The organism is Sinorhizobium fredii USDA 257, assembly GCF_000265205.3.
Taxonomy (GTDB): domain Bacteria; phylum Pseudomonadota; class Alphaproteobacteria; order Rhizobiales; family Rhizobiaceae; genus Sinorhizobium; species Sinorhizobium fredii_B.
In genome coordinates, this window is sequence record NC_018000.1 from 2,229,550 (window position 1) to 2,252,975 (window position 23,426).

At 63.6% G+C, this 23,426-nt stretch carries 23 protein-coding genes; 9 read left to right on the forward strand and 14 right to left on the reverse strand.

All coding sequences use genetic code 11. The annotated features are described in order from the left end of the window. Positions 1-115: 115 nt before the first annotated feature. From USDA257_RS10305 to USDA257_RS10335, 7 genes are read left to right on the forward strand one after another with little or no spacing between them, the layout of a single operon-like run. A complete protein-coding gene (locus tag USDA257_RS10305; RefSeq protein ID WP_014762886.1) occupies positions 116-1,255 on the forward strand; it encodes an ABC transporter substrate-binding protein in 1,140 nt (379 codons plus the stop codon). Positions 1,256-1,307: 52 nt separating this feature from the next. Further along, positions 1,308-2,186 (forward strand): branched-chain amino acid ABC transporter permease, encoded by an 879-nt coding sequence (locus USDA257_RS10310; RefSeq protein WP_014762887.1) that lies wholly within the window; start codon positions 1,308-1,310, stop codon positions 2,184-2,186. Beyond that, entirely contained in the window at positions 2,183-3,154 is a 972-nt protein-coding gene (locus USDA257_RS10315) for a branched-chain amino acid ABC transporter permease (protein WP_014762888.1), read from the forward strand. Before USDA257_RS10310 ends, USDA257_RS10315 begins: the two co-directional genes overlap by 4 nt. Then, on the forward strand, positions 3,151-3,894 hold the full coding sequence (locus tag USDA257_RS10320; RefSeq protein ID WP_014762889.1) for an ABC transporter ATP-binding protein: 744 nt from the start codon (positions 3,151-3,153) through the stop codon (positions 3,892-3,894). Before USDA257_RS10315 ends, USDA257_RS10320 begins: the two co-directional genes overlap by 4 nt. A gap of 3 nt (positions 3,895-3,897) precedes the next feature. Next, complete coding sequence (locus tag USDA257_RS10325) at positions 3,898-4,617, forward strand: ABC transporter ATP-binding protein (protein WP_014762890.1); 720 nt, start codon at positions 3,898-3,900, stop codon at positions 4,615-4,617. Continuing rightward, complete coding sequence (locus USDA257_RS10330) at positions 4,618-5,451, forward strand: shikimate dehydrogenase family protein (protein ID WP_014762891.1); 834 nt, start codon at positions 4,618-4,620, stop codon at positions 5,449-5,451. It begins immediately after the preceding gene. Further along, positions 5,448-7,337 (forward strand): bifunctional sugar phosphate isomerase/epimerase/4-hydroxyphenylpyruvate dioxygenase family protein, encoded by a 1,890-nt coding sequence (locus USDA257_RS10335; RefSeq protein ID WP_014762892.1) that lies wholly within the window; start codon positions 5,448-5,450, stop codon positions 7,335-7,337. Before USDA257_RS10330 ends, USDA257_RS10335 begins: the two co-directional genes overlap by 4 nt. Positions 7,338-7,401: 64 nt before the next feature. Here the strand turns inward: USDA257_RS10335 and USDA257_RS10340 are convergent, their stop codons facing one another. From USDA257_RS10340 to USDA257_RS37095, 14 genes are all read right to left on the reverse strand, one after another. Then, on the reverse strand, positions 7,402-8,052 hold the full coding sequence (locus USDA257_RS10340) for a response regulator (RefSeq protein ID WP_014762893.1): 651 nt from the start codon (positions 8,050-8,052) through the stop codon (positions 7,402-7,404). After that, complete coding sequence (locus USDA257_RS10345) at positions 8,024-11,581, reverse strand: hybrid sensor histidine kinase/response regulator (RefSeq protein WP_014762894.1); 3,558 nt, start codon at positions 11,579-11,581, stop codon at positions 8,024-8,026. Before USDA257_RS10345 ends, USDA257_RS10340 begins: the two co-directional genes overlap by 29 nt. 250 nt (positions 11,582-11,831) lie before the next feature. Further along, the gene (mctP, locus tag USDA257_RS10350; protein WP_014762895.1) at positions 11,832-13,340 is read right to left on the reverse strand and encodes a monocarboxylate uptake permease MctP; all 1,509 of its coding nucleotides are present in this window, start codon (positions 13,338-13,340) and stop codon (positions 11,832-11,834) included. Further along, the gene (locus tag USDA257_RS33805; RefSeq protein ID WP_014762896.1) at positions 13,330-13,506 is read right to left on the reverse strand and encodes a DUF3311 domain-containing protein; all 177 of its coding nucleotides are present in this window, start codon (positions 13,504-13,506) and stop codon (positions 13,330-13,332) included. Before USDA257_RS33805 ends, mctP begins: the two co-directional genes overlap by 11 nt. A 178-nt stretch (positions 13,507-13,684) precedes the next feature. After that, on the reverse strand, positions 13,685-14,380 hold the full coding sequence (locus USDA257_RS10360; protein ID WP_014762897.1) for a L,D-transpeptidase: 696 nt from the start codon (positions 14,378-14,380) through the stop codon (positions 13,685-13,687). 28 nt (positions 14,381-14,408) lie between these two features. Beyond that, positions 14,409-15,446: an EscU/YscU/HrcU family type III secretion system export apparatus switch protein gene (locus tag USDA257_RS10365; protein WP_014762898.1), complete on the reverse strand. Its 1,038-nt coding sequence runs from the start codon at positions 15,444-15,446 to the stop codon at positions 14,409-14,411. Beyond that, complete coding sequence (locus tag USDA257_RS10370; protein ID WP_014762899.1) at positions 15,443-16,297, reverse strand: tetratricopeptide repeat protein; 855 nt, start codon at positions 16,295-16,297, stop codon at positions 15,443-15,445. The genes USDA257_RS10365 and USDA257_RS10370 overlap by 4 nt, the downstream gene beginning before the upstream one ends. Further along, positions 16,294-16,731, reverse strand: a complete 438-nt coding sequence (locus tag USDA257_RS10375) for a hypothetical protein (RefSeq protein ID WP_041414066.1) — start codon at positions 16,729-16,731, stop codon at positions 16,294-16,296. The genes USDA257_RS10370 and USDA257_RS10375 overlap by 4 nt, the downstream gene beginning before the upstream one ends. Continuing rightward, positions 16,721-18,064: a type II and III secretion system protein family protein gene (locus USDA257_RS10380; RefSeq protein ID WP_014762901.1), complete on the reverse strand. Its 1,344-nt coding sequence runs from the start codon at positions 18,062-18,064 to the stop codon at positions 16,721-16,723. Before USDA257_RS10380 ends, USDA257_RS10375 begins: the two co-directional genes overlap by 11 nt. A gap of 80 nt (positions 18,065-18,144) precedes the next feature. Further along, entirely contained in the window at positions 18,145-20,295 is a 2,151-nt protein-coding gene (gene sctV, locus USDA257_RS10385) for a type III secretion system export apparatus subunit SctV (RefSeq protein WP_014762902.1), read from the reverse strand. Beyond that, a complete protein-coding gene (locus USDA257_RS10390; RefSeq protein WP_014762903.1) occupies positions 20,292-20,627 on the reverse strand; it encodes a tetratricopeptide repeat protein in 336 nt (111 codons plus the stop codon). The genes sctV and USDA257_RS10390 overlap by 4 nt, the downstream gene beginning before the upstream one ends. Next, a complete protein-coding gene (locus USDA257_RS10395) occupies positions 20,624-20,998 on the reverse strand; it encodes a hypothetical protein (protein ID WP_014762904.1) in 375 nt (124 codons plus the stop codon). The genes USDA257_RS10390 and USDA257_RS10395 overlap by 4 nt, the downstream gene beginning before the upstream one ends. Positions 20,999-21,021: 23 nt before the next feature. Further along, positions 21,022-21,927, reverse strand: a complete 906-nt coding sequence (locus USDA257_RS10400) for a SctD/MshK family protein (protein ID WP_014762905.1) — start codon at positions 21,925-21,927, stop codon at positions 21,022-21,024. 123 nt (positions 21,928-22,050) lie between these two features. Continuing rightward, complete coding sequence (locus USDA257_RS37095; protein WP_014762906.1) at positions 22,051-22,212, reverse strand: hypothetical protein; 162 nt, start codon at positions 22,210-22,212, stop codon at positions 22,051-22,053. Positions 22,213-22,611: 399 nt separating this feature from the next. On the opposite strand from USDA257_RS37095, the gene USDA257_RS10405 reads away from it, so the two are divergent. After that, on the forward strand, positions 22,612-23,232 hold the full coding sequence (locus USDA257_RS10405; RefSeq protein WP_014762907.1) for a hypothetical protein: 621 nt from the start codon (positions 22,612-22,614) through the stop codon (positions 23,230-23,232). Then, positions 23,233-23,418, forward strand: a complete 186-nt coding sequence (locus USDA257_RS10410) for a hypothetical protein (protein WP_041414067.1) — start codon at positions 23,233-23,235, stop codon at positions 23,416-23,418. The last annotated feature ends 8 nt before the right edge of the window (positions 23,419-23,426 follow it).

Consider the following 23,426-nt stretch of genomic DNA (forward strand, 5'->3'; position numbering starts at 1 on the left):
ATGTTATTGACTCTACACAACTTGGTATTTGCCGTTACGCCGGAGATCGGCCAGTATCACGAAGCTGGGCGGGGGAGGTTCGCCGCTCATAAAAGAATGGACTAAGGAGGAGAACATGACAAAGACAGCTATTGCGTCGATCGCGATCGCCATGGCGATATCGGCCGGTCTGCCGAACATATCCTGGGCCGACACGATAAAGATTGCGAACGTAATCGAGCTTTCGGGCGCCGGCGCCACCGTCGGGAGCAACTGGCGCGATGCGCTGAAGCTCGCCTTCGAGGAGATCAACGCTGCCGGCGGCATCCTCGGCGAAAAGGTCGAGGTGACGGATTACGACACGCAGACCGACCCGACCACCTCGCGCGCCATGGTACAGAAGGCGATCGACGACGGCGCCTATGTCATCATGGGACCGATCTATTCCGGCTCGGTCAAGGTGAACATGATGGTCGCCCAGCAGAACGGTGTGCCGCAGCTGACCGGCGCCGAGGCCCCGTTCATCACCGACATGGGCAATCCCTATATTTTCCGCACCTCGTTTGGCGCCCAGCAGTCGATGCCCAAACTGGTCAAGTACCTGACCGAGGAAATGAAGGTGAAGTCGGTCGCCGTCGCCTGGGTCAATGACGATTTCGGCAAGGGCGGACGCGATTCCTTTGTCGCCGAGCTGGAGAAGAGCGGCATCGCGGTCAATGCCGACGTATCGAGCGAGGTGGGGCAGGCCGATTTCGCGGCCGACGTCATCAAGCTGAAGTCGAGCAATGCGGATGCGATCTTCGCCTATCTGCATGAAGAGGAAAGCGCCCGGCTTCTCAAAGAAATCCGCAAGCAGGGCGTGGCCCAGCCGGTCTTCGGCGAAACGACGCTGATGAACCAGAAGGTCGTCGACCTTGCCGGCGATGCGGTCAACGGCGTGCGCGGCCATGTCGGCCTCAGCGCCAATGCGCCGATCCCCGGCATCGAGGAATTCGCCAAGAAGTTCGAGGCGAAGTACAACTACAAACCCGATCACAATGCGATCAAGGCCTATATGGGCGCCTATGTGGTGAAGTACGTCACCACCAAGAACGGCAAGGTCGACCGGCAGGCCTTTGCGGATGCGCTGCACGGCATGACCATCACCCCGGCTGACGAACCCGGCATCCTGATGGAGACCAGCTGGGACGACAAGGGCGAGGTCAACCGCGAAAGCTTCCTCGTCGAGGTCAAGGACGGCAAGCAGACCGTCGTGACCACACTGCCGAAACTGTAAAAACGGGCAGGCTTCCGGCCCGCTGGGAGCCCCCCTCTTTGGGACATCTTCAATGGACACGTTTTTCCAGTTGTTCGTCTCCGGACTGGCAACGGGGTCGATCTATGCGCTCGCGGCGATCGGCTTCACCCTGCTCTGGCAGGCGTCGCAGACGATCAATTTCGCCCAGGGCGAGTTCATCATGCTGCCCGCCTTCCTCGTTCTCGCCGGAACGCAGTTTCTCGGCCTGAGCTTTCCGGTGGCGATGGCGATCGCGCTTGTTCTTTCGCTGCTGCTGCTCGGCCTCGGCTTCAAGCGCATCATCATCGATCCGCTGCTGCCGCACGGCGTCCTGCCGATCGTCATCGCCACGATCGCGCTCGGCATCCTGATGAAAGAAAGCGTCAAGCAGTTCTATACGGCCGAGGCGCAGCCATTCCCGGCGCTGTTTTCCGACCGCACCCTCAACGTCCTCGGCGCCGCCATTTCGGTACAGGACATCGCCGTTCTGCTGATCGCGCTCGGAGCGGTGGCGTTGCTGCAGCTCTTCCTGAACCGGACGAAGATCGGCCGCTGCATGCAGGCGACCGCGCAGAACCCGAACGTGGCCGAAATCCTCGGCGTCCCGGTCCGCCGGATGATCCTCTACACGTTCCTGATCAACGGTACCCTCGCCTTCCTCGCCTCCATCCTGATCTCGCCGATCTATCTGGCGAAGTTCTCGAACGGCGAGACGCTCGGCCTGATCGCCTTCATCGCGGCGATTGTCGGCGGCTTCAACCAGATCCGCGGCGCGCTTGCCGGCGGTCTCCTGATCGGCGTCATCGACAATCTCTCGGCAGCCTACGTTTCCGCGTCGTATCGCTCCGCGGTCCCGCTGATCCTGCTCATCATCATCATCCTCGTGCGGCCGCAAGGCCTGCTCGGAAAGGCAGAAGGACGCACCGTATGAGCAAGCACACTCTCGCTACACTGGTCGCCGGTCTCGCGATCCTGATCCTGCTCCCCTTCACCCAATCCAACTACGGCGTGTTCGTGCTGTGCTCGTGGCTGGTCTATTCGATCTCCGCCATGGGGCTCAACCTGACGCTCGGCTATGCCGGCCAGGTCTCGCTGGCCCAGGCCTCCTTCATGGGCATCGGCGCCTATATGACGGCGCTCATGACCATGGCCGGCGTGCCATGGCCGGTCGCGATGATCGCGGCGATGGTGCTGTGCTTCGTCATCGGCTTTCTGCTCGGCTACCCGGCCCTGCGCGTCCAGCATCACTTCCTGGCCTTCATCACGCTGGCCTTCAACGCTCTCGTGGTGCTCGTGCTGCGCAACGAGGAATGGCTGACCGGCGGCACCTACGGCATCGTCGGCATTCCGCGGCCTGAGGTCCTCGGCTTGCCGACGCAGACGCCGCTGGCCTTCTACTTCTTCGTTCTTGCGCTCTTCGTGCTGATGGCGGCCGCCCTCTACGCCATCATCCGCTCGCCCTGGGGCCGCACCTTCAAGGCATTGAGGGAGAACCCCATTCGCGCCAACAGCCTTGGCGTCGACATTCGCAAGACGACGCTTCTCGCCTTCGCCATCGGCTCCTCCTATGGCGGGCTTGCCGGCAGCCTCCTCGCACAGCTCACCCAGTTCATCGATCCGCATTCTTTCGGCCTGACCGTCTCGCTCAAGGTTCTGCTGATGGTCATAGTCGGCGGCGCCGGCTTCTTCTTCGGCCCGATTCTGGGCGCGCTGCTGATCGTTCTCGCGCCGGAGTTCCTGCGCTTCACCGAGGGATACTACCTGATGATCTATGCCACGCTGGTCATCGTGCTGATGGTCTTCTGCCCGACCGGCCTGCTCGGACTGGTCGAGCGTGCCCGCACGGCCCTGAAGCTTAAGCAGAACCCGAATGCCACGACCTGGGAGGCAGGACGATGACGCCGGTCCTTTCCGTACGCAATGTCAGCAAGTCCTTCGGGGGCCTGAGAGCCGTGGACGACGTGTCGTTCGATGTCCACCAGGGCGAGATCCTCGGGCTGATCGGCCCGAACGGCAGCGGCAAGTCGACCCTCTTCAACTGCGTCCTCGGGCAACTGCCCGCCTCGACGGGAACCGTGCTGGTCGATGGCAAGGAGGTCGCAGGCAAACGCCCCTGCGACCTCAACAAGCTCGGCGTCGGCCGCACCTTCCAGATGCTGCAGGTGTTTCCGGAGATGACGGTGCTCGACAACATCATCCTGGCCGGCCAGGAGCACAAGGGCACGATGCTCTCGCGCCTCTTCGGCAAGCCGGATGCGGGCCTCACCGAGGAGGCCTTGAGGATGATCGACTTCTTTCGGCTTGGGCACCAGACCCACGCAAAGGCGGGATCGCTCTCCTATGGCCAGCAGAAGCTGCTCGACGCCGCCATGGCGTTCATGGCGGGACCGAAGCTGGTGATGCTCGACGAGCCGGCCGGCGGCGTCAACCTCACCATGCTCGCCGACCTGAAGGAGCGCCTGAAGGCCTTCAACCAGGAACGCGGCGCCACCTTCGTCGTCATCGAACACAACATGGAATTCGTGATGTCGCTCTGCACGCGCATCATCGTGCTGGCGAACGGCAGGATCATCGCCGAAGGCGACCCGGAAACGGTGCGCAACGATCCGACCGTCATCGAAGCCTATCTCGGAGGTTGAGCCATGCTGGAACTCAAGCAGGTCTATGGCGGCTACGGCAAAATGACGATCCTGAACGGCACGTCCTTCAAGATCGACAAGGGTACGATCACCACGGTGATCGGTCCGAACGGGGCCGGCAAATCGACGGTCTTCAAGGCGATCTTCGGGCTCCTGAAGATCCGCTCGGGAACCGTGCTCCTGAACGGCGAGGACGTGACGTCCTTGCCGCCGGCGAAGATGCTCGCCAAGGGCGTCACCTATGTGCCCCAGGGACGCAACCTATTCCCGATGCTGTCGGTGCGCCATAATCTCGAGATCGGCGGCATTTCGTCCAATGATCAGTCGAGGATCGCACGGCGCATCGACGAGGTGATGGAGCAATTCCCGATCCTGAAGGAGAAGGCGAAGGAACAGGCGATCACGCTTTCGGGCGGCCAGCAGAAGCAGCTCGAGATCGCCCGTGCACTGCTGCTTGATCCGTCGCTGATCCTCATCGACGAACCGTCGATCGGGCTCTCCCCGCAAATGATCAACGAGACCTTCCGCACGCTGATCCGGCTGCGTGACGAGGGCGTGACCATCCTGATGGTCGAGCAGAATGCCAAGGCGGCGCTCGCCATGTCCGACTACGGGCTCGTGCTCGAACAGGGCCGGAGCCGGATATACGACAAGGCCGACAAGCTGCTCGCCGATCCGCGCGTCGGCCAGCTCTTCCTCGGCGCCCATCTCGAGGAGGCGTGAATGCAGCCGGTCCCCGAGATTACCGGAAAGACCGTCTTCATTCCGCTGATCGGTCATCCGGTCGAGCAGGTGAAGTCGCCGGGGCCGGTGAACGCGTGGTTTTCCGACAATGATGTGGCTGCGGTGCTCATCCCGGTGGATATCCTGCCGGACAAGGTAGCATCTTTCCTCGACGCCATCCGCGGCACCGGGAACTGCCCCGGCCTTTCGGTGACGATGCCGCACAAGCAGGCGGCCTATGCCGGCGTGGACGCGCTGACGGATCGGGCCCGCCGGGCGGAGGCCGTCAACATCATCCACAGGAGGCCGGACGGCACACTCCTCGGCGACATGGTCGACGGGGAAGCGATGGTCGCGGCGCTGGCGAAGAACGGCGTCAGCGTTCGCGGCAAGTGTGTGCTGGTCGTCGGCGCCGGCGGCGCCGGAACGGCGATCATCTACGCGCTTGCCGAGGCGGGAGCGGCAACCATCGTCGTCATCGAACGCGATCGGGCGAAATCGGACCGCCTGATCGGGCAGCTGCGCCGCGACTATCCGCAGCTTCAGGCACAGGACTCCCTGCCGGACGACATCGACGTCGACATCGCCATCAATGCCTCGCCGGCAGGCATGAACGCCGCTGATCCCCATCCCTTTCCGCTGGAACGGCTGACGCAGGCGGAAATCATTGCCGACGCCGTGACGAAGCCGCCGGTAACCCCCTGGCTCGAAGAGGCTCGGCGCCGCGGCATAGCAATCCAGGCCGGCGCCGAGATGACCCTGGCGCAACTGCCGACGCAGATCGCCTTCTGGGGCCTCGACAAGGCCGGCCGGGACGACGGAAAGGGACGATGAAGACCTCGATCGCAACAGTGTCGATCAGCGGCGAATTGCCGGACAAGCTCGCGGCGATTGCAGCGGCCGGCTTCGATGGCGTGGAAATCTTCGAGAACGATTTTCTCGCCTTCGACGGCAGCCCCGCGGATGTCGGACGGATGGTGCGTGACCATGGCCTGGAAATCACTCTCTTCCAGCCGTTCCGCGACTTCGAAGGCATGCCTGAACCGCACCGGACGCGCGTCTTCGACCGAGCCGAGCGCAAGTTCGACGTCATGCAGCAGCTCGGCACCGATCTCCTGTTGGTCTGCTCGAACGTCTCGCCGATCGCGCTCGGCGGCATCGACCGGGCGGCGGCCGATTTCCATGAACTCGGCGAACGCGCCGCCAAACGCGGCTTGCGTGTCGGCTATGAGGCGCTCGCCTGGGGCCGGCACATCTCGGATCACCGCGACGCCTGGGAGATCGTCCGGCGCGCCGATCATCCGAATATCGGCCTGATCCTCGACAGCTTCCACACGCTGTCGCGCAAGATCGAAGTGAATTCGATCCGCTCGATCCCCAAGGAGAAGATCTTCATCGTCCAGCTCGCCGATGCGCCGCTGATAGACATGGATCTGCTCTACTGGAGCCGCCATTTCCGCAACATGCCCGGCGAAGGCGACCTCCCGGTCAGCGAGTTCACGCGCGCAATTGCCGAAACCGGCTACGATGGTTATTTCTCGCTGGAAATCTTCAACGATCAGTTCCGCGGCGGGGCCGCCAAACCGATTGCCGCCGATGGCCATCGATCGCTGGTCTATCTCGGCGATCAGGTGCGACGGCATCCGAGTGCAGGCTCTCTCACCGTTGCGCCGATGCCGGGGCGGGCTCCGGTCCAGCGAGTCGGCTTCGTCGAATTCGCGGCTGCCGACGACGATGCCGCTGACCTGACCGCCATCCTGAGGACGCTGGGCTTCCGCAAGGCCGCTACGCACCGCTCGAAGAAAGTCGACGTTTACCAGCAGGCCGACATCCGCATTCTGATAAATACCGACGAAACCGGATTTGCCGGCTCCTCCTATGCCGTTCACGGCAGCTCCGCCTATGCAATGGGTGTCGTGGTCGACGACGCGAAGGAAACCATGGAACGCGCGCTGGCGCTCGACGCCGAGTCCTTCAGCCAGCCGGTCGCAAAGGGCGAGGTCGAGGTGCCGGCGATCCGCGGCGTCGGCGGCGGGCTCCTCTACCTGCTCGACGACAAGGGCGACCTCGGCCGCATCTGGGAGATCGACTTCGAGCCGTTCGAGGAGGAAGGCGCGGAGGAGGACGCCGGGCTCCGGAATATCGACCACGTCGCCCAGACGGTCGCCTACGAGGAAATGCCGACCTGGCTGTTGTTCTACACCTCGATCTTCGCGGCGGAGAAAACGCCGATGGTCGATATCATTGATCCTGCCGGGGTGGTGCGCAGCCAGGTCGTAGAGAATGCCGCAGGCACGCTGCGCCTGACACTCAACGGGGCGGAAAACCGCCGCACGCTCGCGGGCCACTTCATCGCCGAGACGTTCGGCTCCGGGGTCCAGCATCTCGCCTTCCATACGGATGACATCTTCACAACCGCGGCGGCGCTCCGGCGGAACGGCTTCCGCCCGCTGCAGATCTCGCCCAACTATTACGACGATGTGGAGGCGCGCTTCGGCCTGGAGCCGGACATGACCGAGCGGCTGAAGGCGGAAAACATCCTCTATGATCGCGACGAGTACGGCGAATTTTTTCAGCTCTACAGCCCCACCTACGGCGAAGGCTTCTTCTTCGAGATCGTCGAGCGGCGCAGCTATCGCGGCTATGGTGCGGTCAATGCCATCTTCCGCATCGCCGCGCTCAAGAAGCACCTCAGACCGGAGGGGCTGCCGAAGCAGTAGCGGGAGGGGAGATCCCCAGCACTCTTGAGAACGGCCTTAGTGATCGGCCAAGAGCCCACGCTGCCTATCCCGCATCGCGAGCGCTGGTCGACAGCAACCGCTCGCACATCACCGCCGCCTGGGTGCGGCTGACGACGCCGAGCTTCTTGAGGATTGCCGAGACGTGCACCTTCACGGTCTGCTCGGCGATGTCCATCTCGCCGGCGATCTGCTTGTTGAGCTTGCCCTCTATGATCTTCGTCAGAATGCGCAATTGCTGCGACGACAGCGAAGCGAGGCGGGCACTCATCGCCGCATCCGGATCGGCCGTTTCGGTGCCAAAGCGGGGCGGCGTCCAGATCTCGCCGTCGAGGATGGCGCGGATCGCGCTCGCCATTTCCGGCAGGTCCAGCGATTTCGGGATATAGCCGGAAGCGCCGAAGGTGATCGCCTTCTGGATCGTCGCCGCGTCCTGCCTTGCCGAAACGATCGCCACCGGAAGGGTCGGATAATGGGCATGCAGCAGGAACAGGCCGGCAAAACCCTCCGTGCCGGGCATGGTCAAATCGAGCAGGACGAGATCCACCTCATGCCGGTCGCTCGAGAGAACCTCCAGAACCTCGTCCACCGACCGGCAGGCGATCAGTTCGAGCTCCGGCAGCACTGCGACGAGAGCGCTGCGCAAGGCTGCCTGGACCATCGGATGGTCATCCGCGATGACGATGCGCGTGCTCATGTTCTTCCTCCCCCTGCAGCCCGGCGCCCTTGAGCAGGGCGACGGCATCCAGATATCGTCTCAAGGCGGCCGGCTTCACCGGCTTCGCCATGACTTCGCAGCCAAGCGCTTTCGCCTTTGCGCTGACCTCCTCGCTGCGGTCCGCGGTGATCACCAGGCCCCTGACCTCCCGGCCCCAGTGCTTGCGCAGCCCGTCCAGCACTTCGACGCCGGTCGTGCCGTCGAGATGGTAATCCACGAGCGCCAGATCTGGCACCAGGCCGTTGCAATTGGCAAGCGCCGTCCTCTCGTCGCTCGCAACAATCGGCCGGTGTCCCCAGCGGGAGAGCAAGGCCGACAGGCCCTCCCGTATCGCCGCGTCATTGTCGACGCAGAGCACGGTAAGCGCGGCATGGTTCGCGATCGACGGCGTGGCGGTCTTTTCCGAAACGGCGACCGCCGCACCTTGCGCCGCGAGCGGAACGGTGACGATGAAGCAGGTTCCCTGGCCTGGCCGGGAGCGCACTTTTAAGGGAAGATCGAGCAAGCGGCAGATGCGCTCGACGATCGCTAGGCCGAGGCCGCTCCCCTTTTCCCGCTCCTCGCCCGTATCGAGCCGGCGGAACTCCTCGAAAATCTCCTTCTGGCGCTCCGGGGCAATGCCGATGCCGGTATCACGGACCTCGATGCGCAAGCCGTCCTTCCGCCGCCGGCACCCCAGCAGAACCCTTCCCCTAGGCGTGTAGCGTATGGCGTTCGAGAGAAGATTCTGCAGCACACGACGCAGGAGCTGCGGGTCGGTGCGGACGAAACGCGTCGAGGCAACCACCTTGAGCGTCAGGCCGCGCTGACGCGCAAGGGCGGAGAACTCGAGCTCGAGTTGGGCGAGAAGCGAGCCGACCGAAAAATCGACGGGCTGCGCCCGCACCGCACCGGAATCATAGGACGAGATGTCCAGCAGCTCGTCGAGCAGCCGCTCGGTCGATGAAAGTGCCGCCGCGGCGTTCTTCGCAAGCGCCCGCTCCTCTGTCCGCAGGTCCTTTTCGGCTTCGTCGGGCTTGAGGCGCAGGCTCTCGTCGAGCGCCGCCAGATAGAGCCGCGCCGCGTTCAGCGGCTGGAGCAGATCGTGGCTTGCCGCGGCGAGAAAGCGCGTCTTGCCGATATTGGCGCGCTCTGCCTCGGCCTTGGCCTGCTCGAGCGCCTGCGTCCGCTCCTGGACACGCCGCTCCAGCTCCTCGTTGGCGCGGCGCAGGCCGGCCGCTGCCCGATGCCGCTCGGTCACATCCGTGTAGGTCGAGATATAGCCGCTCTCGGCCATACGGTCGTAGGCGATCTCCAGCACCATGCCGTCCGGCCGCTTGCGCTCGTAGACATAGGGCCAGGATTGTCTGGCGAGATCCCGGTTGACGAGCAGGGCCTTGAGGTCCTCGCCGTCGTATTCGCCGCGCTCGCGGTTGAAGTCGACGAGGTCGGCGAGCGGCAGGCCGACGCGGATCAGGTCCTTCGGCAGGTCGAGCAGCGTAAGGAACCGGGCGTTCCACGCCTCAATGGCGAGGTCTGCGTCGAAGACGCAAATGCCCTGCGGCACGCTTTCAAGCGCCCCTTGCAAGAGCTTCCGGTTGAAATGCAGCGCCTGCGACGCCTCGTCCAGCATCCCCACGGCTGCCTTGCGCGACAGCGAACGGCTTTCGAGCGCCGCGGCCATCACCACGCGGGCCGAGGCCGCACCGAGCGCGCCGGCGATGAGGTTCTCGGTGAACCGCATCGCATCCACATCGGCAAGTCCGTCCTGTCGCGCGCGGCGCTGTTCCACGAAGTCATCGAAGGCGGAAACGCTGCGCTCGGCTCCGACGAAGCGAGCGGCGAGCGTCTTCAGGTCGTCAAGCCGCGTGACGAGCGGCAATGAGGCGAGCGGCGGCGGCGCCGGGACCCCCTCGGCAAAGGCCTCCGCCTGGAGACGCTCGAGCGGCGAACGATCCGCCAGCAAGGACACGGCCGCAAAGACGGCGAGATTGGCACCCAGGCTCCAGAGCGTCGCATGCGAAATCGGATCGAGGCCGACGATGCCGAAGAGCGATTGCGGCCTGAGCCAGGCGAGCCCGAGTGGCCCGTTGGCGACCACGGCGTCGACGGCGGGCACGAGCGGCGCAATCGAGGGGAGGAGCAGGGTGTAGATCCAGAAGGCGAAGCCGACGACAATGCCTGCGCCCGCCCCGGCGCTCTTGGCGCGCCGCCAAAGCAATCCTCCGAGAAAAGCGGGGCCGAACTGGGCGATCGCAACGAAGGACAGCAGGCCGATAACGGTCAGCGGATAGGCCTGATCGACCAGGCGGTTCATCATGTAGGCGAGCAGCAGGATGGCCGCGACGGAGATCCGCCGCACCAAAAGCAGGGCCGAAGGCGACGGCCAGATTGCACCGCCGCGGCCAACGAGGCGCGAGCGCAACAGCAGGGGGACGATGACGTCGTTGCAGAGCATCGTGCTCAGTGCCACCGAGGCGACGATCACCATGCCGGTTGCCGCCGAGAAGCCGCCGAGAAAGGCGATCAGCGCCATCAGGGGGGCATCGGCGGCAAGCGGCAGCGAGATCACGAAGGTGTCCGGGTTTACCGTGTCGGCGAAACGGGCGATGCCGGCTATGGCGATCGGCACCATCAGGACGCTGAAGACGATGAGATAGGCGGGGTAGAGCCAGGCGGCGGCGCGCACCTGCGACAGCGATTTGTTCTCCACCACGGCGACATGAAACATGTGCGGCAGGCAGAGGAAGGAGATCGCGGCAATGATGGTGTTCGATATCCAAGTCGGATCGAAAAAGTCCGGCGCCAGCAAGGACCCCATGCGCGGATCCGCCTCGGCGCGGGCGACGAGGTCGCCGAGACCGTCGAACATGCGGAAGACAATGAACAGCGCCACGATAACGAAGGCCGAAAGCTTGACCAGGCTTTCGAAGGCGATCGCCGCCATCAGGCCCCGATGGTGCTCGCTCGCATGGATGTGCCGAACGCCGAACATGATGGCGAAGAGCGCCATCGAGGCGGCTACGGCAAACGTGCTGTCGCCGCGGATCGGCCGGACGCCTTCGGGGGCGACGGCCGGCGCGGTCAGGATGTCGAAACTGGTGCCGACCGCCTTCAGCTGCAGTGCTATATAGGGCAGCACGGCGAGCAGAGCCGCCATGGTGACGAGCGCGGCGAGTGCCTGGCTCTTGCCGTATCGCGCCGCGATGAAGTCGGCGATCGAGGTGATGTTCTGGCTCTTCGCGACCGTGACGATCCTGGCGATCAGCCGCTGCCCGAAGATCAGCACGAGAGTCGGGCCGACATAGATCGACAGGAAGTCGAAACCGCTCAGGGCGCGCCCGACCGAACCGTAGAAGCTCCAGGACGTGTTGTAGATGGCAAGCGTCAGCGCGTAGCCGAGTGCCGCCATCCACTCGGTGGGTACGGCCAAGCGCCGGCCCGCACCTCGCCGATCCGTCCACCAGGCGATCAGGAACAGGATGACGACATAGGCTGTAGAAACGGAGAGGACGACCCAACCGGGCATGGCACCTCGTTGCCCAACTGCATGCCCCCATAAGTCGCGACCGACTTAAGGACAAATCATGCAGCAATTCAAAGTGCTACAGCGCCTTGCGGGTCCGGTCAGACACGCGTCGCTGTAGCGCGGCATACTCTTCGCCGCCGCTCTTGGTTCATTGCCATATCACCCGCCGAATGGCAACGCGACGTGGAAGCCGGCACCGGCGAGGGAGCGATCGGCGAGGGGCCGGCCTGATCCGGCCGGCCCCTTGAACTTAGCTGCGCGATTCGGCCTCGGCGACATGGAGATCATCGTCGGCGGTTTCTTTCGCCGGCACGATGAGGTTGACGGCCACCGCCACGGTGACGTTGAGCGCCAGCGCCAGCAGCCCGGTATAGACCGAGACGGTCACGCCGTCGAAGGCCAGCGCGTGCAGCGGCTTTAGCCCATCCGACCAGACGAGAGCCGACCCGCCGATGAAGCCGGCGGCCCAGCCGGCAAGCAGTGCCGGAGCGCGGAACCAGCTCGTATAGAGGCCGAAGACGAGGGCCGGCAGCGTCTGCAGGATCCACAGGCCGCCGAGCAGCTGCAGGTCGAGCGCGAACTGGGTCGGCAGCAGCAGGATGGCGACAAGCGCCCCCACCTTGACCAGCATCGAGGTGATCTTGGCGACCTGTGCCTCGCCGGCGGGGGTGACATCCGGATTGACCCAGACCTTCCAGAAGTTGCGGGTGAAGAGGTTCGCTGCGCCGATGCTCATGACGGCCGCCGGGACGAGCGCGCCGATGGCGATCGCCGAGAAGGCAAAGCCTGCGAACCAGCCCGGGAACAGCGTCTTGAACAGCGTCGGGACGACGTCGTTGTTGCTCTGAAGCTGAAGCCCGGCGGCGTGGCCCATATAGCCGAGCAGGGCGAGCAGGCCGAGGAGCAGCGTATAGGCGGGCAACAGCACCGCATTCTTGCGGATCGTGTTTGCGCCCGACGAAGCGAAGATGCCGGTCAGCGTGTGCGGATACATGAAGGCGGCGAGCGCCGAGCCGAGTGCGAGCGTCACATAGGGAACGAGCTGCGTCGGATCGAGCAGGATGCCGCCCTTGCCCTTCGCCTCGAAGGCCGCGTCGGCTGCCGAAAAGACGGCGCTATAGCCGCCGAGCTTGGAGGGCACGACGATGATCGCCGCAAGCACCACGATATAGATCATGATGTCCTTGACGAAGGCGATGAGCGCCGGTGCCCTGAGGCCAGACGAATAAGTGTAGAGGGCAAGCACCAGGAAGGCGAGGATGATCGGCATTTCGCCTGTAAGCCCCAGCGCCTTGATCGCCACCTCCATGCCGATGAGCTGCAGGGCGATATAAGGCATCGTCGCGATCACGCCGGTGGACGCGACGGCAAGCTCCAGAGCGCGCGAGCCGTAGGTGCCGCGCACCACGTCACCGGCCGTCACGTAGCCGCGCTCCTTCGCCGCCTTCCACAGGAGCGGCATGACGGCAAACACCAGCGGATAGACGATGATCGTGTAGGGCAGCGCGAAGAAGCCGTAAGCCCCAATCGCATAGACCAGCGCCGGCACGGCGATGACCGTATAGGCGGTGTAGAAGTCGCCGCCGACGAGGAACCAGGTGATCCAGGTGCCGAACTTGCGGCCGCCGAGGCCCCATTCGTCGAGGTGATCGAGCGATTCGGCCCGGCGCCAGCGCGAAGCGAAGAAGCCCATGGCCGTGACGAGCACGAAGAAGAAGATGAAGACGGCGAGCGCCGACATGTCGATGTTAGCTTTCATGACGCACGCTCCTGTAGACGAAATAGGTGATGAGCGACGTCAGCGGCACCCAGGCAAGCTGATACCAGTAGAAGAAGGGAAAACCGAAGAGCTTCGGCTCCTCGAAATTATAAAAGGGGACCCATAGCAGCCCGATATAGGGCGCCAGCAGCAATAGACGTATCACGTTATCCTCCCGCGATGTCTGGACTAAGCGGGATGAGGAAAAGTGTGTGCGGTTTCCCGCCCGCCTCCCGCTCGAGCTATCGATGGCCACGTGATCCTCGGCACGTGTCCATCTCGCATAGCGCCAAACGCCGCGCCGCGGCCTCCCTACTTTCGCTCCGGCGCCCCCCTACTTTCGCTCATCCCTCTCGCTGGAACTGTTGCCGGCGCGACAGCACGATCACCTTCGCACCGATTTTCACCCGCTCATAAAGATCGATGACGTCGTCATTCGTCATGCGAAAACACCCCGAAGAGGAGGATTGGCCGACGCTTTGCGGCTCGTTCGAGCCGTGGATGCGGTAGAGCGTATTGCCGAGATAGATGGCGCGCGCGCCAAGCGGATTGTCGACGCCGCCTGCCATGTAGGCCGGAAGCTCCGGCCGCCTGGCGCGCATGTCGGCGGGCGGCCGCCACTCCGGCCAGGCGCGTTTGCCGCTCACCATTTCGGTTCCGTGCCAGCCATAGCCTTCGCGCCCGACGCCGACACTGTAGCGCAGCGCCTTGCCGCCAGGAACGATGTAGTAAAGGGCGTAGCGGCTCGTATCGATGATGATCGTTCCTGGCGGCTCCTGGGTGCGGTATTCCACCAAATGCCTCGGCACGAACGCCCCCGCCTGCGGAGAGACCAACGCTCCCCGCTCGTGGCGCGGCGGGTAGGCCGGCGGCGACATCAGGAACTCGATATAGCCGCTGTCGATCCAGACCCGCTTGTTCTTCTTGTCGAGGATCGGCGGCCAAGGCTGGTCCGCGGTCGCATGCGCGCCCGACGGCGTCAGAAGGAGGAGAAGAAGCAGCAGCCTCAGAGGCTGCATCCTCGGCGGCAAATCCGACATGTGAAGTCTCCTCGGACGTTGCGGGCGTTCAAATCAGACCATTGGCGACCAGGGCATTCGCCACCTCCTGGAAGAGCCGGTCCGGAACGGGCGCCCCGACGGGTGTCTTGCCAAGCTCGGCGGCGAGCTCCGCGTCGGCCATGAACGGTATTCCCTGGCTTCTCGCCTGCGCTCTCATCGAGAACGCCGCTGCACCGACGGCACGACAGACGACGATCGGCACGGGCGTTTCGCCGCGGACATAGCGAATGCCAATCGACACCGACCGCTCCTCGCCGATCAGCAGCACGGCGCTCGTAAGTCCGGTCCTCGTCGTTCCGAAGAGACGCGCCAGCTTGCGGCGCTCCTGCCGGATCAGCGGATCGCCTTCCGTATCCTTGTGTTCGCGCTTGCTCTCCGACCGGGTCATGCGCATTTCGCGCATGAACAGCCAGCGCTGCAGGAAGACATCGACCACGCCCATGACGACAAAAGCGGCAATCGCGATTGACGTGATGGTCTTCAGCATGGAGAGCGACGTCGCATGCAGACAGGCAAAGCCGCAGGTCGGCGACTGGAACAGAGCTCCAAGCCCCGCATGGAAGACGACGGCAAAGGCGATGGAGAGCGCAACGATCTTGAACAGGGCCTTGCCGAAATCGACGACGCTCTTCAGCGAGGCCATCCGCTTCAGCCCCGATGCCGGATTGATGCGGTTGAAATCCGGCTCGATCGGTCTGGCCGAGAAGACGAAGCCCTTGGTGATCGCGACATTGGTGGCGAGAATGGCGATGATCGTGATGCCGAGGATGGGCAGCACCGTCGTCCAAAGCGCATCGGCGGCGATCGTGCTCAGCCGGTACCAGACATCGGCGAAGGGGCGGGCGTGGATCTGAGCCGCCTCGTCCAGGAGCCGGTCGATCTTCACCTCAAGATTCGGCGCGATATAGAACAGGAACAAGGTGGAGAACAGGACGACGATGCCAGAGACCATGTCCGGGCTGTGCAGCACCTGGCCTTTGCGGCGCGCGTCCCGGATCTTCTTGTCGGAAGCGGGAAGCGTCTTCTCCTCGCTTGTTTCGCTCATGTGACGTCATCATCCCTGGACGACGCCAGCAGACCGATTTCCTGTGCACGGTTGGCGACGTCCGGGATGGAGCGCAATTTTGCCGCCTTCGCGAGGATCTGGCTTTTCTGCCTCGCCGACATCTCGGGCACGGCGACGGATCGCGCCTTTTCCGTTTCGCCGGCCATGGTTAGAACGATCAGGTAGTTGACGAAATGCCGCCGTTCGGCGAGCGGCGAGCCCACGACGGTCGTCATATGCGTTACCGCCTGCGTCAGGTTGTTCGAGAGCGCTTCGGCAAGCGCCAGATTTGTCGTCGTGTCGAGGTTGGACGGCTGCAGCGCCAGGGCCCTCGAAAATGCGCCCTCCGCCGCTCCGCCGTTGCCGCTGAAGACGAGCGCCGTTCCCAGTCGGTTATACGCCACCACCGAATTCAGCGCCTCGGCGGCCGGTGCCAGGCTTCGTGCCGCCGACTCCGCCTCTCCCTTCTGCAACTGAGCGGTTCCGAGCCCAAGCAGCGCGTCGGCGTCCTTGGGATCGATCTCGAGGGCGGCGCGGAAGGCTTGCTCGGCCCCCTCGACGTCACCCGCCTTGAGGCGCGCATTGCCGAGCCGGACGCGCATCGACGCATCGTTCGGCGCATTGGCAGCGGCGCGCTCGTAGAGCGCCAATGCCGTTTCGCTTTCGCCCTTCGCCTCGATGCTCTGGGCGATGCTCAGCAGCTTCATCTGGGCGCCCGCCTGCTTGTCCTTCTCCTTGTCGGCAGGAACCGTGGTGCAGGCAGATAGCACCAGGAGCGCAGCAACGGCCCCGATCCCCCGCCCCATGCTAGGCCGGCAACGGCCCGGATTCAGAAACCAACACGCCTTCATTCTACCCCCGTTTCATTCGCCGCGTTGCGGTGGCTACCGCCGACGTCCCCGTATCGATCGATGTAGTTTTTCGCTGCGCGCGCCACGGGCGCGGCCATCGCCGGGCCCATTTCGCGACCCTTGAGCAGATGCCGCTGATCCGCAGCCATGAGCTGTAGATTGAGGTTGTTGGCGCAGCCGGACGGCAGGTAAAGCGGCTGGTCGGCGGTATCCGGCGTGATGCATGCATCGGGCACCAGCGTCTGGGTCGCGGTCGTGTCGTAGCCCTTGCGAACGAGCCCGCCCTTCGCCGGCGGGGCACCGTGCATCGAGAGATAGCTGTAATTGGGGGAATAGGGTTGCGGATGCGAACCGCTGCAGCCCGCCGAGGCGAGCAGGCCGGCCATCAACGCCGCCCGCATCTTCGCCACTCCCGAAGGAATTTCATTCAACATAGAAGCCGTATCCATTGTTGACCGCCGGCTTCGCCTTCTTGCGCGGCGAGGTAATCACACCGGAGGGGCTGTCCAGCGGCGTTTTCATGTTTCGCTCGGAGGTGGGTGACACGAGGTATGGGGTGATCAGGATGACGAGTTCCGTCTCATTGCGCTGGAACCGCTTGGACTTGAACAATTCACCGAGGATCGGCACGTCGCCGACGACGGGCGTCTTGTTCAGCGTCTGCGATTCCTGCCGTTGGAACAGGCCGGCGATCGCAAAGGTCTGGCCGCTGCCGACCTCGACGGTCGTGTCCGCACGGCGGATGCGCAGCGACGGCACCACCAATCCGGCGATCGAGACGACGCTGTCCTGCGAAACGCTGCTGACCTCGGGACGAACCTGCAGGGCGATTCGGTTGTTCGGCAGCAGCGTCGGGGTGAATTGCAGCGACACGCCGAATTGCTTGTATTCGATGCCGATCTGACCGTCGCCAGCCGGCACCGGCACCGGTAGCTCGCCGCCCGCCAGGAAACTTGCGGTCTGGCCGGTGACGGCGGTGATGTTGGGCTCCGCCAGGATGGTCAGGATGCCGTTTGCCTGCAGCGCGTCGAGCAGCACATTCACGTTCACATTATCGCCCCGTGCACCGATGGCGATCCCCGTATCGTCTTCATTGCTGGCGCCGCCGGTCCGAACGATGCCGAAGGAGAAGGATCCGCTGTTGACGAAAACGCTCCAATCGATGCCGAAGCGCGTCAATTCGTTGCGGGCGACTTCGGCAAAGCGGACGCGGATATTGACCTGGTTCGGTCCGGCAATCGTCGTGTTGTTGAGCGCCGGCTTGTCGGGTGTCGAATAGCTCTGCAGGACACTTTCCATGTCCATCGCCTCGCCGACATTGCGGGTCTGGCCGGTGCCGACATATTGCCCACCGAAGAGGCTGATATCGACCCTGGTCGTCGGCTGCAGCGCCAGGGCCGACTGTTCCGCGGCTCTCGGATTGCCGCTGACGCGCACCTGCACGGTGCCGCGCGTCATCTGATCGGCGCTGAGCGCGATCAGATTGGTATCGCCGGTCTTCGTCGCGTAGATGTAGACGACGCCGGGCGAGACGACGCGCACGTCGGCGATTGCCGTGTCGGCGAGAAACACCGACTCGACCGGTTCGTCGAAGCGAAGAATCGTGCCCTCGCCAACGGTGAGTTCCAGAACCTGGCCGTTTATGGCGTCGACCTTAACCTGCGCACTCGCCGATCGCAGTGCACAGTGGACCGCAAGTGCGGCCAGCAAGATAAACAGAAAGAGTTTCCCCGCCTGGACAAAGCGAAGGCTTCGCAAAACTAGCATTCCACTCCCTATTCGTTCCCCTCACCCCGCGCCCCCGCGCAAGCGAGACATGGATCTTCTCGATGTCGATTTCTGAAAGCTCATCCGCGACCGGCACCTCCAAGCTCCGGCGTTCCGGCGACCGGAAGCGCGATATAGCCGAGGCATTGGACGCTGAACTCCGCAGAGATTTCCTGATAGGACAGAACCGCCATAGGGACGTCGTGGCGCATCAGGAGGTTTCGGATGTGCCGACGAATGTCCATTGAGGTCAGGATCGCGGTGCGCGACTGCGCATCGGCCTTCTCGCGCCGCCTCTTGAGCTCCTCGAGGATCGGTGCCGCCAGACGCTCCGGCACAGTGCCGGCCGGACCGCTATTCTTCTCGATCGCCGCTCGCACTTCGTCTTCGAACGGCCGCGTCAACAGATAGGCCGAAACGATCCGGTTGCTGTCGGCAAGACGAAAACAGATCTGCCGCCCGAGGCTCGCCCGCACATTGTCGGTGAGCGCCTGCAGGTTCTGGACTTGCGCTGCACGTTCGGCGATCGTCTGCAGAATGATGCGCATATTGGTGATCGGCACGTCTTCCTCGATCAGCCTGCGGAGCACGTCGGCAAGCCTCTGCACCGACACGACCTCCAGAACCTCCTTGATCAGATCGCCATAGGTCTCTTCCAGCCGGCCGAGCAGCGCACGCGTTTCCTGCGCGTCGATGAAGTCCGGCGCATAGCGGCGCAGGACGCGCTCGACGAGCGTCATCACCACGTCTGCCGGCTCGCAATAGCCGACATCGGCAGCGTCGAGAGCTGCCGCATGCGATCGTTCGATCCAGACGAGCTTCAGCCCCAGGAGGTCCGGCTGCGTCACATAGGGAATCGACATGATGTCGAGATCGACGGTTTCGTCCCAGACCATGAGGTGGTCGAGCAGGAGCGCACCCTCGACGACGGGAACGCCCTCGAAGTCGATGCGAAACTCGACCGGCGCGAGTCGCGCGGCGGTGTGCAGGCCGATCGCCGGAACGCGAATGCCGAGATCCTCAAGGATCGCTTCGGCGAGGCCCTCCGCCCGCTCGGTGAACGATGGCTGAGGCAGACACCCGGCAAGTTCCTCCCCCATCGTCACAGTAATCCTTTGCGGCATTCCAGCGGGCGTGCCCGGAGCCCCGGGCAGGTTGCCCGCTATGTGATCGACGACACGTCCACCGGGGGACACGGAGCGGTCCGCTTCGCGTCGGGTCGGAGCAGTCCGTGCAACCTCTTCGGCAGCCTGGCGTCTGCGGGCGGCGTAGGCGAGCAGGCCGGCCACGCCGGCAAGCGCCCAGAAGACGATGAGCGGAAAACCCGGAACCAGCCCGAAACCGAAAAGGATCGCCGCCGCCAGCGCCAGCGCACGCTCGCTCGCACCGAGCTGCCCGAGGATTTCGGAGCTGAGGTCCTGCGGGCCGCGGCCGGACGGCACGCGCGTCACCACCGCCCCTGCCGCCACCGCCATCATCAGCGCCGGTATCTGCGAAATGAGGCCGTCGCCGACCGTCAGCAGCGAATAAGTGTGCGCCGCTTCGCCGACCGAAAGGCCGCGTTGCAAGGATCCGATCGTCAGGCCGCCGATGAGGTTGATCGCAATGATGATCAATCCCGCCACCGCGTCGCCCTTGACGAATTTCATCGCGCCGTCCATGGCGCCGTAGAACTGGCTCTCGCGTTCGAGGTCGTCGCGCCGGCGCCGCGCCTCCTGCTGGTCGATGTCGCCGCTGCGGGCCTCGTTGTCGATGCTCATCTGCTTGCCCGGCATCGCGTCGAGCGCGAAGCGGGCCCCGACCTCGGCGACGCGCTCGGCGCCTTTGGTGATCACCACGAATTGGGCGATGGTGATGATCAGGAAGACGATGAGCCCGACGAGCACGTCACCACCGACGACGAAGGAGCCGAAGGCAGCGACGATCTGTCCGGCATCCGCGTCAGTCAGGATCAGCCGCGTCGTGGTGATCGCCAGGGCCAGCCGGAAGAGCGTACCGAGCAGGATGATCGAGGGCAACGAGGAGAATTGCGCCGGGCTTGAAATATAGAGCGCGCCGACGAGAATGAGCAGGCTGTAGAAGAAATTGAAGCCGATCAGCACGTCGACGAGAAAAGTCGGCATCGGGATGATCATCATGGTGATTGCCAGCATCACCACGGCTGCAACGACGATGTCCGACCGCCGGGATGCCGCCCTGGCGAACTGGTTGACCGCGGCGATCGCGCTCATTCCGCCACCCTCGCCCGAAGATAGGCCTCGAACGCTTCGCGGGCCTGGTCCTTCTCTCCGCGCAGCCACTGTGCCTTGCTCCTCAACCGCCCAGCGGCTGGATCGACGGCTTCGGAAATGTCCTCTATCCGATCGATGGCGGCGATCGCACGCAGGCCGGCACCGCTCTCGACGAATGCCTCGGCCAGCGAATGCAACACCGCGACATTGTCCGGGGCCATTTTTGCCGCAAGCAGAAGAAATACCAGGCCGCGCTCATGGTGGCCGGCGCGACAGTAGAGCGAACCGAGCGCATGAAGGAATTCGAGGCTGTCCGCGTGCCGCTGCGTCAACTGCTTTGCGCCTGCATCAGACGGTGCTGTAGATCGCGTCTGCTTTCGATCTCGTCGTTCAGCATCGATGTGGTGAGCTTGGCGATGTCCTCGTCGAGATCCAGCCCGGGCAAGACTTCCCGGACGATATAGGTCAGGATCTCCTGGGATCGCGACAGATCGAACAGGCTGGCGTTCGAAAGCCTGGCCCGCTCGGCGGCGCCGGACCGAACATTGCCGGTCGACGGCTTCTGGCGGGTCTGGCGGATCGATTGCAGGAGCCTGGCGTCGAACTCTTGAGATTGGGCGCGTCCGGCCGCGTCCGGCCGCAACGACACCGCGCCTGATTGAGCGCGGTTGCGATTGTCGTGCCGGCGGACCTCGATACTCATCTGTTGTCCCCTCTCGTCGCGCCTCAGAAGCGGAGGACGAATTCTTCGCCTTGCCGGGCGGCCGTCAGGCTGCCGTCACGGATGTCCTTGATGTACCAGCCGTCCTCGAGTGCGGCTCCCCTGTAAAGACGCGCGCCGTCGGCGCCGATCGCATAGGGCGTCTCGCCGAACCAGACGGCTCGGAGATTGAATTTCGGTGCCGCCTTGGGCACGGCGTCGCCGACCAGGCTCGTCAGAACGTAAGCCGTGCCATAGGAACGGTCGAACCAGGCCTGGACCTCGCCCCAGTTCTTGCGGGCCTCGTCATCGACGGCACCGGAAACGGAAAACCGCGTCCCCTCGACGTCGACTTTCAGGTCCGACAGACCGGAGTCGCGCAGCCTTGCCGAAAGTGCTGCCGAGACATCCTGTGGCGAAGCAACCGTGGACGCGACCGTCCCGGTCGTCATCGCCTTCTCGTCGAGAGCCGCCATGGAAAGCCGGTGATCGACGTCCGCAACTCCGGCTTGGACGGCAGCTATGGTAAGCAGCGAGAAAGCCGCCACGCCGCCGAGCATCCAGCTGGCGCGCGACGACTTTTCCGCCTTTCGAGGCGTCGCTTCCCGCGCCGGCCGGGAAAGGCTGAGGCTTGCGCCGCCGAGCGTCACCGTCACGGGGGTGGGAACCTGAAGCCCATGTCCGACCGGGACGGTCGTGTCGTCCACCACGAGATCGGCGCCGATGGCCTCGATCATCACGTCCGCCCCGGCAAACTGCAGGCGCATGTGATGCGCCGACACATCGCTGTCGCTGAGCATCAGGTCGCAATCGGCGCCGGAACCGATCAGATAGGCGCCCTTATCCAAAGGCAGTGAAACGCCGCTGTGCACGCCCTTCAAGACATCGAGCGTCAAAGCGGCAGGATTCCTCAAGACCAGATTGGATGCCATGGAACTATCACCTCGCTGGCCGGATAGCCGAGACACCGACGCCGCGCGCAAGGCGCAGCCCGGTCAAGTCAGGTTTCTCGCAAATGTGGATGAAGGGCGGCGCCAAGCCGCCCTTCGGCCCGCTTAGCCGTTCGGACGCTGCTTTGCGGCGTCCAGGGCGACCTTCTTTTCGGTCGTGATTTCGGTGATCTTCGCGGACTTCTCAATCGCCTTGTCGAAGGCGTCCGTCATCTTATCGATCGAATTGTCCGAGGTTTGCGTACCGCCTACACCGGAAACAGCCATTGTCTTCTCCTTGAGAAATTCGGGCCGGTCGGGGCAAGGCCCGGCGCCGGCATACAGTTCTTATCGAGTCGACCCCCCATCTCGGGGCGGTGCAATGGTTAAGGTCGAAGCCAGGGAATGACAATTTGCAAGAGCATCACATAATATTTCTGTGTGTAATACTTCGTGAGTATAAACGATTAGATCGCGCCAACAACTGTCATAAAATTGTTACCGGCTCGGAGAAATCAGTTACTTTCAAAGGATTTTCAGCCGGTGCTTGTTTAGCAAAGGGCGTTACTTGTATTTTTTCGGAACCTCGAGTTGCACCTGTCGATCTACTGTTATAGTTTTCGGCCGCTGATGCGAACAATCGGAACGTTTGACATGAAGAACGTCATGCTCATGGGGAGGTTCTGTATGTTTGCTATCGCTATATTAGCGAGCACATATCCGACATTTGCCGGATATCCGGGCTGGTATGGCAGCAAATACAGCTATGTCCTGATCAACCAGGACGTTCGCGACGCGCTGCAGGAGTTCGGCCGCAACCTCTCGATTCCGGTGCTTCTGTCCGACAAGATCCGTGGCCAGGTGCGCGGCGAAATCCGCTCCGAAACTGCGGGCGGCTTCCTCGACAAGCTGACGCAGGGGAACGGTCTCATCTGGTATTTCGACGGCTCGGTCCTGCACATAAATACGAGCGACGAGTTCTCGACGCAGATCATCAACATCGGCAGGGCGAACGGCAAGGCGGTGATAGATGAGATCGAGCGGCTCGACCTCATGGATGAGCGCTTCTCCGTACGAGCCACCGCCAACGCCCCCGCGCTTCGCGTGTCGGGTCCGCCCCCATTCATTGCAATGGTCAAGCAGGTCGTTTCGTCCGTTCAACCGCCCCCGGCGGCCCAGATGGACGATCCGCGGGTAAGGATCTTCCGCGGCGGACAGCACGACGAGGTTGCGGACGATCTGACCGAGAACGGTCGCAAGACGGCCGCCAATTCAAAAACAAGCGACACCTTAGCAGGAGAGCAATAGATGGCTGGATCGGTAAACGCGACCACACAGGCGCCCGCGCAGACACAGAATGTGGACCCCTCTCAGGCACAATTCGAGGAAGCGCTGCAGCAAGCCGCCGCAAGCGGCGGCAGCCAGCTGATCGGGCAGGAAATGATGAAGATCGCCCAGGAAGTGCTGAACGAAGCCTTGTCCGACGAAGAATAGTTCCCCTC

Bases quoted from the DNA above. Each gene is read 5' to 3' on its own strand.
- USDA257_RS10410 (WP_041414067.1), top strand. From the start codon at position 23,233: ATGGCTGGATCGGTAAACGCGACCACACAGGCGCCCGCGCAGACACAG.
- USDA257_RS10330 (WP_014762891.1), top strand. From the start codon at position 4,618: ATGCAGCCGGTCCCCGAGATTACCGGAAAGACCGTCTTCATTCCGCTG.
- USDA257_RS10315 (WP_014762888.1), top strand. From the start codon at position 2,183: ATGAGCAAGCACACTCTCGCTACACTGGTCGCCGGTCTCGCGATCCTG.
- USDA257_RS10375 (WP_041414066.1), bottom strand. From the start codon at position 16,731: ATGTTGAATGAAATTCCTTCGGGAGTGGCGAAGATGCGGGCGGCGTTG.
- USDA257_RS10405 (WP_014762907.1), top strand. From the start codon at position 22,612: ATGTTTGCTATCGCTATATTAGCGAGCACATATCCGACATTTGCCGGA.
- USDA257_RS10340 (WP_014762893.1), bottom strand. From the start codon at position 8,052: ATGAGCACGCGCATCGTCATCGCGGATGACCATCCGATGGTCCAGGCA.
- USDA257_RS10380 (WP_014762901.1), bottom strand. From the start codon at position 18,064: ATGCTAGTTTTGCGAAGCCTTCGCTTTGTCCAGGCGGGGAAACTCTTT.
- USDA257_RS10310 (WP_014762887.1), top strand. From the start codon at position 1,308: ATGGACACGTTTTTCCAGTTGTTCGTCTCCGGACTGGCAACGGGGTCG.
- mctP (WP_014762895.1), bottom strand. From the start codon at position 13,340: ATGAAAGCTAACATCGACATGTCGGCGCTCGCCGTCTTCATCTTCTTC.
- USDA257_RS10400 (WP_014762905.1), bottom strand. From the start codon at position 21,927: ATGGCATCCAATCTGGTCTTGAGGAATCCTGCCGCTTTGACGCTCGAT.
- USDA257_RS37095 (WP_014762906.1), bottom strand. From the start codon at position 22,212: ATGGCTGTTTCCGGTGTAGGCGGTACGCAAACCTCGGACAATTCGATC.
- USDA257_RS10335 (WP_014762892.1), top strand. From the start codon at position 5,448: ATGAAGACCTCGATCGCAACAGTGTCGATCAGCGGCGAATTGCCGGAC.
- USDA257_RS10360 (WP_014762897.1), bottom strand. From the start codon at position 14,380: ATGTCGGATTTGCCGCCGAGGATGCAGCCTCTGAGGCTGCTGCTTCTT.
- USDA257_RS10320 (WP_014762889.1), top strand. From the start codon at position 3,151: ATGACGCCGGTCCTTTCCGTACGCAATGTCAGCAAGTCCTTCGGGGGC.
- USDA257_RS10395 (WP_014762904.1), bottom strand. From the start codon at position 20,998: ATGAGTATCGAGGTCCGCCGGCACGACAATCGCAACCGCGCTCAATCA.
- USDA257_RS10370 (WP_014762899.1), bottom strand. From the start codon at position 16,297: ATGAAGGCGTGTTGGTTTCTGAATCCGGGCCGTTGCCGGCCTAGCATG.
- USDA257_RS10365 (WP_014762898.1), bottom strand. From the start codon at position 15,446: ATGAGCGAAACAAGCGAGGAGAAGACGCTTCCCGCTTCCGACAAGAAG.
- USDA257_RS10305 (WP_014762886.1), top strand. From the start codon at position 116: ATGACAAAGACAGCTATTGCGTCGATCGCGATCGCCATGGCGATATCG.
- USDA257_RS10345 (WP_014762894.1), bottom strand. From the start codon at position 11,581: ATGCCCGGTTGGGTCGTCCTCTCCGTTTCTACAGCCTATGTCGTCATC.
- USDA257_RS10325 (WP_014762890.1), top strand. From the start codon at position 3,898: ATGCTGGAACTCAAGCAGGTCTATGGCGGCTACGGCAAAATGACGATC.
- sctV (WP_014762902.1), bottom strand. From the start codon at position 20,295: ATGAGCGCGATCGCCGCGGTCAACCAGTTCGCCAGGGCGGCATCCCGG.